This window comes from Rhizobium sp. 11_C7_N12_5 (assembly GCF_051811145.1).
Taxonomy (GTDB): Bacteria; Pseudomonadota; Alphaproteobacteria; order Rhizobiales; family Rhizobiaceae; genus Rhizobium; species Rhizobium lusitanum.
In genome coordinates this window covers 1,530,193-1,545,538 of sequence record NZ_JBPWPY010000001.1, presented here as the reverse complement: position 1 = coordinate 1,545,538, position 15,346 = coordinate 1,530,193, and the positions used below count along the sequence as shown (strand labels likewise).

15 protein-coding genes and 1 riboswitch are annotated in these 15,346 nt (G+C 60.9%); of the genes, 10 read left to right on the top strand and 5 right to left on the bottom strand.

Annotation, left to right across the window (positions count from 1 at the left end):
• Positions 1-73 precede the first annotated feature (73 nt).
• The 7 genes from AB8B29_RS07745 (at position 74) to sufA (ending at position 7,094) form a co-directional block, all read left to right on the top strand.
• Entirely contained in the window at positions 74-1,240 is a 1,167-nt protein-coding gene (locus tag AB8B29_RS07745; RefSeq protein WP_113118628.1) for a cysteine desulfurase family protein, read from the top strand.
• Positions 1,241-1,386: 146 nt separating this feature from the next.
• Entirely contained in the window at positions 1,387-2,856 is a 1,470-nt protein-coding gene (sufB, locus tag AB8B29_RS07740) for a Fe-S cluster assembly protein SufB (RefSeq protein WP_037202320.1), read from the top strand.
• A 70-nt stretch (positions 2,857-2,926) separates the two neighbouring features.
• Complete coding sequence (sufC, locus tag AB8B29_RS07735; RefSeq protein ID WP_037202319.1) at positions 2,927-3,682, top strand: Fe-S cluster assembly ATPase SufC; 756 nt, start codon at positions 2,927-2,929, stop codon at positions 3,680-3,682.
• Between the two features lie 22 nt (positions 3,683-3,704).
• Complete coding sequence (gene sufD / locus AB8B29_RS07730) at positions 3,705-4,979, top strand: Fe-S cluster assembly protein SufD (protein ID WP_047556797.1); 1,275 nt, start codon at positions 3,705-3,707, stop codon at positions 4,977-4,979.
• 15 nt (positions 4,980-4,994) lie between these two features.
• Positions 4,995-6,236 (top strand): cysteine desulfurase, encoded by a 1,242-nt coding sequence (locus AB8B29_RS07725; RefSeq protein WP_037202829.1) that lies wholly within the window; start codon positions 4,995-4,997, stop codon positions 6,234-6,236.
• An 11-nt stretch (positions 6,237-6,247) separates the two neighbouring features.
• Positions 6,248-6,628, top strand: a complete 381-nt coding sequence (locus AB8B29_RS07720; RefSeq protein ID WP_034504882.1) for an SUF system Fe-S cluster assembly protein — start codon at positions 6,248-6,250, stop codon at positions 6,626-6,628.
• 76 nt (positions 6,629-6,704) lie between these two features.
• Positions 6,705-7,094: a Fe-S cluster assembly scaffold SufA gene (gene sufA / locus AB8B29_RS07715; protein ID WP_037202315.1), complete on the top strand. Its 390-nt coding sequence runs from the start codon at positions 6,705-6,707 to the stop codon at positions 7,092-7,094.
• 42 nt (positions 7,095-7,136) lie between these two features.
• On the opposite strand, the gene AB8B29_RS07710 is transcribed toward sufA, so the two are convergent.
• From AB8B29_RS07710 to gcvT, 5 genes are all read right to left on the bottom strand, one after another.
• Positions 7,137-7,403 carry an addiction module antidote protein gene (locus AB8B29_RS07710; RefSeq protein WP_037202314.1) on the bottom strand — a complete coding sequence of 89 codons (267 nt, stop codon included), beginning with the start codon at positions 7,401-7,403 and terminating at the stop codon, positions 7,137-7,139.
• A gap of 1 nt (position 7,404) precedes the next feature.
• Positions 7,405-8,025, bottom strand: coding sequence for an alpha/beta hydrolase (locus tag AB8B29_RS07705; RefSeq protein ID WP_051964396.1), 621 nt, complete (start codon positions 8,023-8,025; stop codon positions 7,405-7,407).
• 150 nt (positions 8,026-8,175) lie between these two features.
• Complete coding sequence (gene gcvP / locus AB8B29_RS07700; protein ID WP_037202312.1) at positions 8,176-11,040, bottom strand: aminomethyl-transferring glycine dehydrogenase; 2,865 nt, start codon at positions 11,038-11,040, stop codon at positions 8,176-8,178.
• Entirely contained in the window at positions 11,040-11,402 is a 363-nt protein-coding gene (gene gcvH, locus AB8B29_RS07695; protein WP_037202310.1) for a glycine cleavage system protein GcvH, read from the bottom strand. Before gcvH ends, gcvP begins: the two co-directional genes overlap by 1 nt.
• Before the next feature lie 25 nt (positions 11,403-11,427).
• Positions 11,428-12,564 carry a glycine cleavage system aminomethyltransferase GcvT gene (gene gcvT / locus AB8B29_RS07690; protein ID WP_047638207.1) on the bottom strand — a complete coding sequence of 379 codons (1,137 nt, stop codon included), beginning with the start codon at positions 12,562-12,564 and terminating at the stop codon, positions 11,428-11,430.
• Positions 12,565-12,711: 147 nt separating this feature from the next.
• Positions 12,712-12,800, bottom strand: a riboswitch (glycine riboswitch).
• Positions 12,801-12,967: 167 nt separating this feature from the next.
• Here gcvT and AB8B29_RS07685 point away from each other — a divergent pair.
• From AB8B29_RS07685 to AB8B29_RS07675, 3 genes are all read left to right on the top strand, one after another.
• Positions 12,968-13,504, top strand: a complete 537-nt coding sequence (locus AB8B29_RS07685) for a copper chaperone PCu(A)C (RefSeq protein WP_439006348.1) — start codon at positions 12,968-12,970, stop codon at positions 13,502-13,504.
• Between the two features lie 185 nt (positions 13,505-13,689).
• Positions 13,690-14,688, top strand: coding sequence for an RluA family pseudouridine synthase (locus AB8B29_RS07680; protein WP_037202306.1), 999 nt, complete (start codon positions 13,690-13,692; stop codon positions 14,686-14,688).
• Positions 14,685-15,338: an HAD-IA family hydrolase gene (locus AB8B29_RS07675; RefSeq protein WP_047556655.1), complete on the top strand. Its 654-nt coding sequence runs from the start codon at positions 14,685-14,687 to the stop codon at positions 15,336-15,338. The genes AB8B29_RS07680 and AB8B29_RS07675 overlap by 4 nt, the downstream gene beginning before the upstream one ends.
• The last annotated feature ends 8 nt before the right edge of the window (positions 15,339-15,346 follow it).

Here is a 15,346-nt window from a genome sequence, read left to right as displayed (position 1 = left end):
AAGGCATGCCCGGCTGAAATTTCAAGGAAAATGAGCCGGACGCAGCAAAGCAACGTCAGGCAGGAAGAAGATCATGGCGGCAACGCGCCTTTATCTCGACTGGAATGCCACCGCGCCGCTTCACCAGGCCGCGCGGGATGCGATGCTACGTGCGATGGATATTCAGGGCAACCCCAATTCCGTGCATGGGGAAGGTAGGGCGGCACGTGCTGCCGTCGAGGCCGCGCGCCGGCAGGTTGCAAGCCTGACGGGCGCTGCTCCGGCCCATGTCGTTTTCACCAGCGGCGCCACAGAGGCGGCCAATACGGTGTTGACACCGGAGTTTCGCATGGGACGGACGCCACTTGCCGTCAGCCATCTCTATGTATCGGCCGTCGAACATCCGGCCGTGCGCGAGGGTGGCCGGTTTTCGAAGGACAGAATCAGCGAAGTGCCGGTGACATCGGGCGGTATGATCGATCTTGCAGCCCTTGAAGCGCTGCTTTCTGCGCATGACAAGGCGAGCGGGCTGCCGATGGTCGCGATCATGCTCGCCAACAACGAGACAGGGATTCTTCAGCCTGTCGATGAAGCGGCCAAGCTCGTTCAGGCGGCAGGCGGCATATTCGTTGTCGACGCCGTGCAGGCAGCCGGCAGGGTGGCGATCGATATCGAAGCGATCGGCGCGGATTTTCTGATCGTCTCGTCCCACAAGATCGGTGGGCCCAAAGGAGCCGGGGCGCTGATCTCGCGCGGCGAAGTGCTGATGCCGAAGCCATTGATCCATGGCGGCGGCCAGGAAAAGGGGCATCGCTCCGGCACGGAAAACGTGCTTGCCATCATCGGCTTTGGTGCCGCCGCCGAGGCGGCGCTTGTGGACTTCGATGGCCGCAATGCCAGGATCGGCGCGTTGCGCGATCGGCTGGAAGAAGGCATGCGGCTTGCCGCGCCCGATATCATCATTCACGGTGAGGGCGGAACGCGTGTGCCGAATACCAGCTTCTTCACGCTGCCGGGATTGAAATCCGAGACAGGGCAGATCGCCTTCGATCTCGAAGGTGTCGCTATTTCGGCCGGGTCTGCCTGCTCGTCGGGCAAGGTCGGCGAGAGCCATGTGCTTGTCGCCATGGGATGCGATCCGAAGCTCGGAGCGCTTCGGATTTCACTCGGCCCCGCCACGACCGAAGCGGACGTAGATCGCGCCATAGCGGCCCTTGCCCGCATTGCGGGCCGCCGCAAACTGGCGGGTGCCGCGGCCTGACGGCCACAATTTTGCGGAAACGGAAATTTCCGCTTGCCAAGTGGGCTGAAAAGTCCCCTTTGGCCGACTACATAGAGGGTAGACATAAGTCTGCCGCAACGTTGACAAGCTGCCGGACCTTGGATCCGGCGAGATTGGAGAACGAAATGCCTGCAGTCCAAGAAACGGTCGATCAGGTTCGCCAGATCGACGTGGACCAGTATAAGTATGGTTTTGAAACTACCATCGAAATGGACAAGGCTCCGAAGGGCCTGTCCGAGGATATTGTCCGCTTTATTTCCGCCAAGAAGCGGGAGCCGGAATGGATGCTGGAATGGCGTCTTGAGGCGTATCGCCGCTGGTTGACCCTGGAAGAGCCCACCTGGGCCCGCGTCGACTATCCGAAGATCGATTTCAACGACATCTACTATTACGCTGCGCCGAAGAGCACGTCCGGCCCGACCTCGCTCGAGGACGTCGATCCGGAGCTCTTGAAGGTCTATGAGAAGCTCGGCATTCCCTTGCGCGAGCAGGAGATCCTTGCCGGCGTCAAGCAGTCGAGGATCGCAGTCGATGCCGTGTTCGATTCGGTTTCGGTGGTTACCACCTTCAAGGAAGAGCTGAAGAAGGCCGGCGTGATCTTCATGTCGATCTCGGAAGCGGTCCGCGAGCATCCCGATCTCGTGCGCAAATATCTCGGCACCGTCGTTCCGACATCAGACAATTTCTACGCGACGCTGAATTCCGCTGTCTTCACCGACGGCTCTTTCGTCTTCGTGCCGAAGGGCGTTCGTTGCCCGATGGAATTGTCCACCTACTTCCGCATCAACGAGAAGAATACCGGCCAGTTCGAGCGGACGCTGATCATTGCCGAAGAGGGAGCTTATGTCTCCTATCTCGAAGGCTGCACGGCGCCGCAGCGCGACGAAAACCAGCTGCATGCGGCCGTCGTCGAACTCGTCGCGCTCGATGATGCTGAGATCAAGTATTCGACGGTTCAGAACTGGTATCCGGGCGACAAGAACGGCAAGGGCGGCATCTACAACTTCGTCACCAAGCGTGGCGATTGCCGCGGTCATCGCTCCAAGATTTCGTGGACGCAGGTCGAGACCGGTTCGGCCATCACCTGGAAATACCCGTCCTGCATTCTGCGCGGTGACGACAGCCGCGGCGAGTTCTACTCGATCGCCGTTTCCAACGGCCATCAGCAGGTCGACAGCGGCACCAAGATGATCCACCTCGGCAAGAACACGTCGAGCCGCATCGTGTCGAAGGGCATCGCTGCCGGCGTCTCGCAGAACACCTATCGCGGCCAGGTCTCGGCTCACCGCAAGGCGACGAACGCGCGTAACTTCACGCAGTGCGATTCGCTGCTCATCGGCGACAAGTGCGGCGCGCACACAGTGCCCTACATCGAAGCCAAGAACTCGACGGCGCAGTTCGAGCATGAAGCCACGACGTCGAAGATTTCCGAGGACCAGCTGTTCTATTGCCTGCAGCGCGGCATCCCGACGGAAGCAGCGATCGCTCTGATCGTCAACGGCTTCGTCAAGGAAGTCCTGCAGGAACTGCCGATGGAATTCGCCGTCGAAGCGCAGAAGCTGATCGGCATCTCGCTCGAAGGCAGCGTCGGCTGACGCCCGCATAGAAAATTAGCTTTGGCGCGCCAGCCGCGCCCTACGTTCATTCCTTCGTTAGGATTCTACAATGCTTGAAATCAAGAACCTGCATGCCCGCATCGCCGAAGACGGCACCGAGATCATCCATGGCCTGAACCTGACGGTGAAGGCGGGTGAAGTCGCCGCCATCATGGGGCCGAACGGCTCCGGCAAATCGACGCTGTCCTATATCCTCGCCGGCCGCGACGACTATGAGGTCACCGAGGGCGATATCCTCTACAACGGCGAGAGCATCCTTGAGCTCGACGCTGCCGAGCGCGCCGCCAAGGGCATTTTCCTTGCCTTCCAGTATCCGGTCGAAATCCCTGGCGTTGCCACGATGCAGTTCCTGAAGGTAGCGCTCAACGAGCAGCGCAAGGCGCGCGGCGAAGACGAGCTGACGACGCCGGATTTCATCCGCCGGGTCAAGGAAGCAGCGGCCAAGCTGCAGATCAACATGGATATGCTGAAGCGTCCGCTGAACGTCGGCTTCTCCGGCGGCGAGAAGAAGCGCGCCGAAATCCTGCAGATGGCGCTGCTGCAGCCGCAGCTTTGCGTGCTTGACGAGACCGACTCCGGCCTCGATATCGACGCTCTGAAGATCGTCGCTGATGGCGTCAACGCGCTGCGCTCTCCGGATCGCGCCGTGATCGTCATCACCCATTACCAGCGGCTGCTGGATTACATCGTTCCGGACACCGTTCACGTCCTCTACAAGGGCCAGGTGATCAAGTCCGGCGACAAGACACTGGCGCACGAACTCGAAGCCAATGGATATGCCGACATCATCGGGGCTGCGGCCTGATCGGGGCGGAAAGGATACGTCGATGAACATTCAGACGACGAACCGCTTGACATCAGCCGAAACGGCGTTGATCGAGGCGTACAACGACCAGCTTGGCGATCTGCCGGGTGACGGTGAAGTTTTCGCCGTTCGTGACCGCCTGCTTGATGATCTGAAGACCGCGGGCCTGCCGACGCGTCGCATCGAGGCCTGGCATTACACCGATTTCAAGAACCTGCTGCGTCTGGTTCCGACCGATATCGGCAAGGGTCTTGCGGAAGCTTTGGCCCCGACGGTGGAGGGGGCTTCGGTGCTTTCCGTTCTCCAGGGCAAGGCGAGCGAGAAGGCTGCCGTCAAGGGGCTGACGATCGGCCGCTACGCCGATAGCCTGATCAGCGGCACAGCCGCCGCCGGTCTGGAGGCGCTCGACAAGGACGATGCCATCGGGCGCATCAACGCCAGCTTCGTGCGCGATGGCTATGTCGTCGATTTCCCTGACGGTACCGAGCTCGACGCGCCGCTGGAGGTTCAGTTCATTCATGCCGGCGGGCAGATTCACAGCCGCCTCCCGGTCTCCTTCGGTGCCGACGTCAAGGCGACGGTCATCGAGCGCCACCAGGCTGTCGAAGGCGCTGCCGCGCTCGTCTCCTCGGTGAGCGAAGTCAAGATCGGCGCGCGCGCCGAAGTGACCTGGATCATCCTGCAGGAGCAGGGCAGCGAGGATACGCATCTCGGCCAGATCCGCATCGATCTGGGCACGGACGCCAAGCTGAGGCTGTTCGTCATCAATGCCGGCGGCAAGCTGGTGCGCCAGGAGCTGTACATCAAGGTAGCGGGCGAGGGCGCCGATCTGACGCTGCGCGGCATCAACCTGCTCGGTGGCGATACGCATACCGACGTGACGATGGTGCTTGGTCATGACGTTCCGAACACCGGATCGACGGAAGTCATTCGCAATGTCGTGTTCGACCGGGCGCGCGGTGTCTTTCAGGGCATGATCCGGGTCGCACCGGATGCGCAGAAGACCGATGCCAAAATGGCCTGCAACACGCTGCTGATGTCCGACGATGCCGAATTTTCGGTCAAGCCGGAACTCGAAATCTTCGCTGACGACGTGCAGTGCGGCCATGGCGCCACTGTTGCCGATATCGACCGCAACCATCTCTTCTATCTGATGGCCCGCGGCGTTCCGGAGAACAAGGCCCGCGCCATGCTGGTCAACGCCTTCGTGGCCGAGATCGTCGAGGAACTGGAAGACGAAGCCCTGGTCGAGGCGCTGGAAGGCGTTATCTCTGCTTGGCTGGAAAAGCACGCCTGATTGGAGGCAAAGCTCGTGGACAAGATCATGCCTGCAACGGCCTATGACGTCGAAGCTATTCGCCGGGATTTCCCGATCCTGGCGAAGACGGTGCATGGCAAGCCGCTTGTTTATCTCGACAATGGCGCATCGGCGCAGAAGCCGCAGATCGTCATCGATGCTATCTCGCATGCCTATTCCAGCGAATACGCCAATGTGCATCGTGGCCTGCATTTCCTCTCCAATGCCGCCACCGAAGCTTATGAGGCAGCGCGCGAAAAGGTGCGCCGTTTCCTGAATGCGCCGTCGGTGGACGATATCGTCTTCACGAAGAACTCGACCGAGGCAATCAACACGGTCGCCTATGGCTGGGGCATGCCGAAGCTGAGCGAAGGCGACGAGATCGTCGTCTCCATCATGGAGCATCACTCCAACATCGTTCCCTGGCACTTCATTCGTGAAAGACAGGGAGCAAAGCTCGTCTGGGTGCCTGTTGACGACGAAGGCGCGTTTCATATCGAGGATTTCGAGAAAAGCCTGACGGAACGGACCAAGCTCGTCGCCATTACCCACATGTCGAATGCGCTCGGGACCATCGTTCCGGTGAAGGAAGTCTGCCGCATCGCGCATGAGCGGGGCATTCCGGTGCTGGTCGACGGATCGCAGGGCGCCGTGCATCTGCCTGTCGATGTGCAGGATATCGATTGCGACTGGTACGTCATGACCGGTCACAAGCTCTATGGTCCCTCCGGCATCGGCGTTCTCTACGGCAAGAAGGAGAGGCTCGCCGAGATGCGGCCTTTCCAGGGCGGCGGCGAGATGATTTTCGACGTGACCGAGGAAAACGTCACCTATAACGACCCGCCGCATCGCTTCGAAGCCGGCACGCCGCCGATCGTGCAGGCGATCGGGCTTGGTTTCGCGCTCGACTACATGGAGAGCATCGGCCGCGAGGCGATCGCCCGACATGAGGCCGATCTTGCGGCCTACGCGGCGGAGCGGCTGCGGGATATCAATTCGCTGCGAGTTTTCGGCACGGCACCTGGAAAAGGTGGTATCTTCTCCTTCGAACTCGCGGGTATCCACTCCCATGACGTGTCGATGGTGATCGACCGTCAGGGGGTTGCGGTGCGCGCGGGGACGCATTGCGCCCAGCCGCTCTTGAAACGCTTCGGCGTCACCTCCACATGCCGTGCATCGTTCGGCTTGTACAATACGCGTGCCGAAGTGGATGCTTTGGCGGATGCGCTGGAATATGCGCGCAAGTTCTTCGCCTAAGGAGGCAAGCGATGTCACTCGACGAAAGCGAACAGAAGATCGACGTACGCGAAGGGATCGTGCATTCCAGCATTCCCGAGGGTGAGCTGGCTCGCCTCAGCGACGACATCATCGCCGCGCTGAAGACTGTCTACGATCCGGAAATTCCGGCGGATATCTTCGAACTCGGTCTGATCTACAAGATCGATATCGAAGACGACCGCATGGTGAAGATCGTCATGACGCTGACCGCGCCCGGTTGCCCGGTTGCCGGCGAGATGCCGGGCTGGGTCGAAAACGCGGTCGGCGCGGTCGAAGGCGTTTCCGGCGTTGACGTCAGCATGACCTTCGATCCGCCGTGGAGCGCGGACCGCATGTCGGAAGAAGCGCAAGTGGCCATCGGCTGGTATTGAAGCTTTAGGCCGCCGGCTTTACATTAAGACTCGAAGCGCCGGATCTTGACCCCGGTTGCGGAAGGAGAATGAGCCCATGGGCTTTGCAGTGATGACTATGACCGATACCGCAGCTGCGCGCGTAAAGGCGATCGTCGAGAATTCCGGGTCCGATGCCAAGGGCGTTCGCGTCGGCATCAAGAAGGGCGGCTGCGCGGGGATGGAATATACCATCGACCTGGTGAGTGAGCCGAACCCCAAGGATGATCTGATCGAGCACGACGGCGCCAGGGTCTGGGTCGAGCCGTCAGCCGTGCTTTATCTGCTCGGCACCGAAATGGGCTTCGAGACCACGACCTTGCGTTCGGGCTTTACGTTCACCAATCCGAACCAGACATCTGCTTGCGGCTGTGGCGAGTCCGTCGAATTGAAGCCTGCAGATCTTGCCGCCTTGGCGGCGCAACGGCAGGCCGTTCAGCCCGCTTAAAGCGGATTTTGTCGTTATTTCACCTCGGGGCGTGTTGGATTCTCAATGTGCGGCCGGCACCGGCGTCAGCTTGAGTCCGAGCGCCTTGACGACTTTCAGGATCGTCGCGAATTCCGGATTTCCCTCGCCGCTCAGCGCTCGATAGAGTGCCGAGCGGTTCATGCCGACATCCTTGGCAAGCTTGCTCATATTGCGCGTGCGCGCCACTTCGCCCAATGCCCTGGCAATGGAGGACGGATCGTCGGTCTCAAAGGCGGCCGCGATGTAGCTGTCGGGATTATCCGTATCGAAGGGATTTTCCTCGTTCATTTCATATGCCTTTCCGTATGAGCCAGTCGCGGATGATGTCGGCCTCGTCTTGATGGAGGCCATGATCGGTTGGCAGCACAAGAGCGCTGACATCCGCGCCGGCGTTTGCAAATTGTTGTCTCACGAGTTCCGCGTCGCCAGGCTCCCGCCGTTGATCGTTCTCGCCTGAGGTGATCAGGATCGGCAGCGCGGGCATCGACGGGAACTCTGCGTCAGGTGCCGGTGAAAGAGGCCGCATCAAGATTGCTGATGATGCGAGCCCGGGCCGTCGCTGAAGGATCGATGCTGCCATGATGGCGCCATTGGAGAAACCGAGCAGAACTGGCGGCTGCGCGAGCAGCTTTCGCTCTATCGCCGTTGTAATGAACCGACAGAGCCTATCCGTCTGGCTGTCGAGGTCGACATGATCCAGGCTGCGGTCGGGATTGCGGCGGAAGAAGGCGAACCCTTCTTCCCATTCGACAGCGCCGCGCAGCGCCATGTACGGCCGCTGCGGCGCAATCGCATCCGCAAGCGGGATGAGAGCGGCCTCATCGCTGCCGCTGCCGTGCAGCAGAAGCAGCGGGGAGGAGGAATGCTCCGCCCGCCCGGCGATGAAATGAAAATCCGGCCATTCCGGCATAATGTCTGACTTCCAAGGCCTCATGGCGCGTCATAAAAAAACGCCGCGCATCCGGTGGGACGCGCGGCGTTTTCATAGACAAGTTTCACAATAGATTTATGTCGGCTTTTGGCGAAGCGACTGAACCGCTTCGCTTTTTCGCAAAAAAATCTACTCGGCCGCCTCGGCGTAGGATTCCACCGGCGGGCAGGTGCATACCAGATTGCGATCGCCATAGACGTTGTCGACGCGATTGACCGGCGACCAGTATTTGTCGACGCGGAACGCGCCAGGCGGGAAGCAGGCCTGCTCGCGGGAATAGGGGCGGTTCCATTCGCCGACGAGGTCTTCCACCGTATGCGGCGCGTTCTTCAGCGGATTGTCGGTCTTGTCCATCCGGCCTTCCTCGATGGCGCGGGCTTCCTCGCGGATCGCCAGCATCGCTTCGCAGAACCGGTCGAGTTCAGCCTTGGTTTCCGATTCGGTCGGCTCGATCATCAGCGTCCCGGCAACCGGCCAGCTCATGGTCGGCGCATGGAAGCCGCAATCGATCAGACGCTTGGCAACGTCATCGACGGTAACGCCGGCGCTGTCCACCAGCGGGCGCGTATCGATGATGCATTCATGCGCCACGCGTCCGGTCTTGGACTTGTAGAGCACGTCGTAGGCGCCCTTCAGCCTGGCGGCGATATAGTTGGCGTTGAGGATCGCCACCTTGGTCGCCTGCGTCAGCCCTTCGCCGCCCATCATCAGGCAGTAGCTCCACGAGATCGGCAGGATGGAGGCCGAACCGAAGGCCGCGGCCGAGACCGCGCCGCTGCGACCGTCCGTCTCCGGATGGCCGGGCAGGTGAGACGCCAGATGCGCCTTGACGCCGATCGGGCCCATGCCGGGACCGCCACCGCCATGCGGGATGCAGAAGGTCTTGTGCAGGTTGAGGTGGCTGACGTCGGAGCCGATGTCGCCGGGGCGGGAGAGGCCGACCATGGCGTTCATGTTGGCGCCGTCGAGATAGACCTGGCCGCCATGCTTGTGCACGAGATCGCAGATCTCCTTCACCGTCTCTTCGAAAACGCCGTGCGTCGAAGGATAGGTAATCATGCAGCAGGAGAGGTTGTCGGCATATTGCTCGGTCTTGGCGCGGAAATCGGCCATGTCGATATCGCCGTCGTCGCTGACCTTGACGACCACCACCTTCATGCCCGCCATCTGCGCCGAGGCCGGGTTGGTGCCATGCGCCGAAGTCGGGATCAGGCAGATATCGCGATGCCCCTCGCCATTGGCGATATGGTAGTTGCGGATGGTGAGCAGGCCGGCATATTCGCCCTGCGCGCCGGAATTCGGCTGCATGGAGAAGGCATCGTAACCGGTCACGGCGCAGAGCTTCTCCGTCAGATCGTCGATCATTTCGCGGTAGCCCAGCGCCTGATCGGCCGGCACAAAAGGATGGATGTCGGAGAATTCCGGCCAGGTGATCGGCAGCATTTCCGCCGTAGCGTTCAGCTTCATCGTGCAGGAGCCGAGCGGGATCATCGAGCGGTCGAGAGCCAGGTCACGGTCGGAGAGCCGGCGGATATACCGGGTCATCTCGCTTTCCGCGCGGTTCATGTGGAAGATCGGATGCGTCAGGTATTCGCTGGTGCGCAACAGGGTCTTCGGCAGGCGGTAGGACGGCTCGAAATCGGCGATGCGGAAATCGCCGCCGAAGGCACGCCAGACGGCTTCCAGCGTCGCCGGGCGCGTGCGCTCGTCGAGGCTCATGCCGATCTTCGTCTCGCCGACCTTGCGCAGGTTCACACCCTCGGCGACGGCGGCACGCAGGATGAGACCCTGCATATGGCCGACTTCGACTGTGATCGTATCGAAGAAGCTTTCCGGCTCGATGGCATAGCCGAGCTTTTCCAGCCCCTTGGCCATCAAGACGGCCTTCTGGTGGACCTGCTGGGCGATGGCCTTGAGGCCCTGCGGACCGTGGAACACGGCGTACATCGAGGCCATGACGGCGAGCAGCACCTGCGCGGTGCAGATATTCGACGTCGCCTTTTCGCGGCGGATATGCTGTTCGCGGGTCTGCAGCGACAGGCGGTAGGCGCGATTGCCCCGCGCATCGACGGAGACGCCGACCAAGCGGCCCGGCATAGAGCGCTTGTAAGCGTCCTTGACAGCCATGAAGGCCGCGTGCGGACCGCCATATCCCACAGGCACGCCGAAGCGCTGGGAGGAGCCAATGGCGATATCGGCACCCATTTCGCCGGGCGATTTCAACAGCGTCAGCGCCAACAAATCGGTCGCGACGACAGCGATGGCGCCTGTCTGGTGCAATCTGGAGATCAGCCCGCTGAAGTCGTTGAGGCGACCGTGCGTGCCCGGATACTGGAAGATCGCGCCGAAGACATCGACCGGATCGAGGTCGGTGAAGGGGTTGCCGAGGATAACGGTCCATCCGAGCGGCTCGGCGCGGGTCTTGATCAGCGCGATGGTCTGCGGATGGCACTCGGCATCGACGAAGAAGGCCTTGGCCTTCGATTTCGCCACGCGCTCCGCCATTGCCATGCCTTCGGCCGCAGCAGTCGCTTCATCGAGCAGCGAGGCATTGGCGACATCGAGGCCTGTGAGGTCACTGATCATCGTCTGGTAATTCAGCAGCGCCTCGAGGCGGCCCTGGCTGATTTCCGGCTGGTAAGGGGTATAGGCGGTGTACCAGGCGGGATTTTCCAGGATATTGCGCTGGATGACCGGCGGCGTGATCGTGCCGTAATAGCCCTGGCCGATCAGCGAGACGAGGACCTTGTTCTTGTTGGCGGTCTCGCGCAATCTGTCGAGCGCCTCGCGCTCGGTCATCGGCGCACCCCAAGCGAGCGGCGTCTTCTGGCGAATGGCAGGCGGCAACGTCGCGTCGATCAGGCCGTCAAGGCTGTTGTAGCCGATCACGCCAAGCATATCGGTCATCTCTGACGGAGATGGGCCGATATGGCGACGATTGGCAAAATCGTAGGGCTGGTAGTCGGTAAATTTGAATTCCGTAGGCGTTGTCATTATCCGATCAGCTCCTTGTAACCGGATTCATCAAGAAGACCACCAACATCACTCACGTTCTTCAACTTCAGCTTGAAGAACCAGCCAGCCCCCATCGGATCGGAGTTGACGAGTGCCGGATCGGCGGTGATGGCTTCGTTGACGGCGGTGATTTCTCCGTCGAGCGGACAATAGACTTCGGAAGCCGCCTTGACGGATTCGACTGTTGCCGCATCGTCGCCCTTTGAGAAGCTGGCGCCGACTTCAGGCAGTTCCACGAAAACCAGATCGCCGAGCTGCTCGGCGGCATGCGCCGTGATGCCGACCGTCGCAACATCGCCATCGATGTTCAGCCACTCATGTTCTTCGGTGAATTTCAGCATGGATAATCCTCTCTGGAAAAGACGTTCAGCGTTTGTAGGTAGGCTTGACGAAAGGCAGGGCGCTGACGGCGACGGGTAGGTATTTGCCGCGCACCTCGGCGTAGACGGTCGTGCCGGGCGATGAGAATCTCGTGGGCACATAGCCCATGGCGACGGGGGATTCCACGCTCGGGCCGAAGCTGCCCGAGGTAACCTCACCGATCTCGGTCTTGCCCTCGGCATCGGCATGGAGCTTGGCATGACCGCGCACGGGCGCCTTGCCTTCCGGCTTCAGGCCGACGCGGCGGCGCGGGGCGCCACCATCGAGTTCGGCGAGAATGCGGGACGCGCCGGGAAAGCCGCCGGCGCGGGTGCCGCCGGTCTTTCGAGCCTTCTGCATGGCCCATTCGAGCGCGGCTTCGACCGGTGTCGTGGTCTGATCGATATCATTGCCATAGAGGCAAAGCCCGGCTTCGAGGCGCAGCGAGTCGCGGGCGCCGAGGCCGATCGGCTGCACATCCGGGTGTTCGAGCAGCCGCTTGGCGATATCCTCGGCCTTGTCGGCCGGTACGGAAATCTCGAAACCGTCTTCGCCGCTGTAGCCGGAGCGCGACACGAGGCAGGAAACGTCGTGCAGGCGACAATGGCGCACATCCATGAATTTCATGTAGGCAATGTCGGCCCAGAGTTCCGCAAGCACGGAAACGGCGCGCGGTCCTTGCAGGGCAATCAGTGCGCGATCAAGTAAGGTAACCTCACAGCTATCGCCGATATGATCTTGAAGATGCTTGAGATCCTGCTCCTTGCAGGCGGCGTTCACAACGACGAAGAGGTAGTCATCCATATGGGTGATCATGAGATCGTCGAGGATGCCGCCGTTGTCGTCGGTAAAGAAGCCGTAGCGCTGGCGATCTTCCGCGAGGCCGAGGATATCGACCGGCACGAGGCTTTCCAGTGCGAGCGCCGCGTCCTCATATTTGCCGGAACGGGCGCGGATCGTCACCTGACCCATATGCGACACGTCGAACAGGCCGGCGGAAGAGCGGGTCCAAAGGTGTTCCTTCATGACACCCGCGGCATATTGCACGGGCATGTCGTAACCGGCAAACGGCACCATGCGGGCGCCGAGCGATACATGCAGGTCGTAAAGGGGTGTCTTCTTGAGGGCAGCGGTCTCGTCCAATGACGCCTCCGGGTTTTGCGCTCATATCCGAGCGCAGAGCTCACAATTTCGGCACAGTTGCGCCTGACGATGAGCCCCCTCTGTCTGTTTGCCTGAGATTGTTATCCCTTCGGCGAACGCTTGCGCGTTTCTCTCCAGAGTTCCGTCTGCCCCTTGCTGGTCCTTTGGGCCTGAGAGTTTCCGGGGCGGTTGCTCCTTCGGCACCGGCTTGCGCCGGATTCTCCCAACAAGGTCGAGTGTCATTATCTGGTAGTCGAGAGAGATGGCAAGGGGCAAATGTCGCCGCTGAACAAATTTTTGTCGCGCGCTTCCATCGGCCATCCCGCGAGTGAAAGCGGGGGCTTTGCAACGAGGTTGCGAAAGGCTATCCCTTCGGGTCGATAGAGGAGCCGGGCAGGAGAGAATGATGAACCGTTGTCAGGTCGCAGCATTGCTGATGTCAGCAGCAGCACTTTCGCTTTCGACAGGCGGCGCAATGGCCCAGCAGAGCGGCGACATGAAGGGCATGGCCGGGATGCATATGGATGCGCAGGCGGCGCCATCCGGTTCAGCCACCGGTAAGATCGGCGATCTCGATATCAGCGGCGGTTATGTCCGCGCCATGCTGCCTGGTCAACCGGTCGGCGGCGGCTATATTATCATCCACAATGGCGGCAAGGCCGACGACAAGCTGACATCAGTCACATCCTCGGCTGCGGGCAAGGTGGAATTGCACGAGATGAAGATGGACGGCGAGATCATGAAGATGCGCGAGATCAAGGGTGGTATCGCAATTCCCGCCGGTACTACCGTGACGCTTTCGCCGAACACGATGCACATGATGTTCAAGCAGGTGAAGACGCCCTTCAAAAAGGGCGGCTCGGTGCCTGTGATGCTGATGTTCGAGAAAGCCGGGATGGTCGATCTCGATCTGCCCGTCGTGTCGGCCAAGGGAAACTGAGCCAGAAAAATATTCGGCCCGGATAATTCCAGTTTCCACTTTTGCTCGAAATGCTCTAAAGCCACGTCGAAAGGCCGGGATATCCGGCTGCGGGGCAGCTGGCCCCGTTATTTGAATTGGCATGATCCAGTCCAACGAGCGTTTGGTATTTTCCGGAGCATGCTGCGGCATTTGAAAGAAGAACAATGGCCGGGATTGAACATATACAGGTCGAGCCTGACGAAGCCGGCATGCGCCTCGACCGCTGGTTCAAGGTACATTTTCCGGGGCTCGGCTTCGGTCAGCTGCAAAAGTTGTTGCGTTCCGGCCAGGTGCGCGTCGATGGCGGTCGTGTCAAGACGGATGCGCGCGTGCAGCCGGGGCAGGTGGTGCGCGTGCCGCCTCTCGACGTCGACGCCAAGGCCCTGAAGAGCGGCCCCATCGGTGGCAATGACCTTAAACACGCCGGTGACGGCGAGCTTCTTGCGCGCATGCTGCTGCACGAAGACGAGAAGGTCTTTGTGCTGAACAAGCCGGCCGGCCTCGCCGTGCAGGGCGGTTCCGGCCTCACCCGTCATATCGACAAGATGCTGGAGGCATGGACGAGCAAGAAGGGCGAAAAGCCACGCCTGGTGCACCGTCTCGACCGCGACACATCCGGCGTCCTCGTCGTTGCCCGCACCCGCGGCGCGGCGCAGAAGCTGACTGCGGCCTTTCGTGAGCGCGACACCAAAAAGACCTATTGGTCGTTGGTCAAGGGTGTGCCGCGCAAGCACGAGGACAAGATTTCGACCTGGCTGGTGAAGGAAGCAACACCCGACGGCGATCGCATGCGCATCGCCAAGCATGGGGAGGAGGGCGCGGATCACGCCATCTCCTATTATCGCGTGCTCGAAATGGCAGCGCAGAGCCTCGCCTGGCTGGAGATGGAGCCCTATACCGGCCGCACGCACCAGCTCCGCGTCCATGCGCTGCATATAGGTCATCCGATCATCGGCGACCCCAAATATTTCGATGACGATCCGAACTGGGATTTCCCTGGCGGTGTCCAGAAGCGTCTGCATCTGCATGCCCGCCATATCGATATTCCGCATCCCAATGGCGGCCGCCTGCGCGTCACGGCACCTCTGCCGCCGCACATGGTGCAGACATGGAACCTTCTCGGTCTCGACATGGCATCGGCAGGGGAGCCGGACGACGAATGAAACTCGTTCTTTTCGATTGCGACGGCACGCTGGTCGATAGCGTGCGGCTGATCCACGAGGTCATGGCGCGGACATTCGTTGCCTTTGGCTACAAGCGCCCCGATGTTTCCGCCACCAAGGCGATCATCGGCCTCAGCCTGGATATCGCGGTTTCCCGCATGCAGGGCAAGCCGCATGTCGATGACGAGGCGATTGCCATGACCGCGCACTACAAGTCGATCTTTCCCGGCGTGCGCGACGAGGCGGATATGCAGACGCCGCTCTTCGACGGCATCAAGCCGCTGATCGAGACTCTCGCATCCCGCGACGAATTGCTGCTCGGTGCCGTGACGGGCAAGTCCCGCCGTGGTCTTATCCATATTCTTGAAGCCAACGGTTTTGCGCCCTATTTCGTGGTGTCGCGTACTGCCGACGATTGCCCCTCGAAGCCGCATCCGGCCATGGTGGCGGAATGCTGCGACGAAACCGGCATGGATCCGCACGACACCATCGTCATTGGCGATGCCGTTTACGACATGCAGATGGCAAAGGCTGCCGGCGCGACCGCCATCGGCGTATCCTGGGGTTACGCTTCGGTGGAGGAATTGCTGACTGCCGGCGCCGATGCGATTGCCCACCATCCAAACGACCTGTTGAGCCATATTCTCTGAGGTGACGA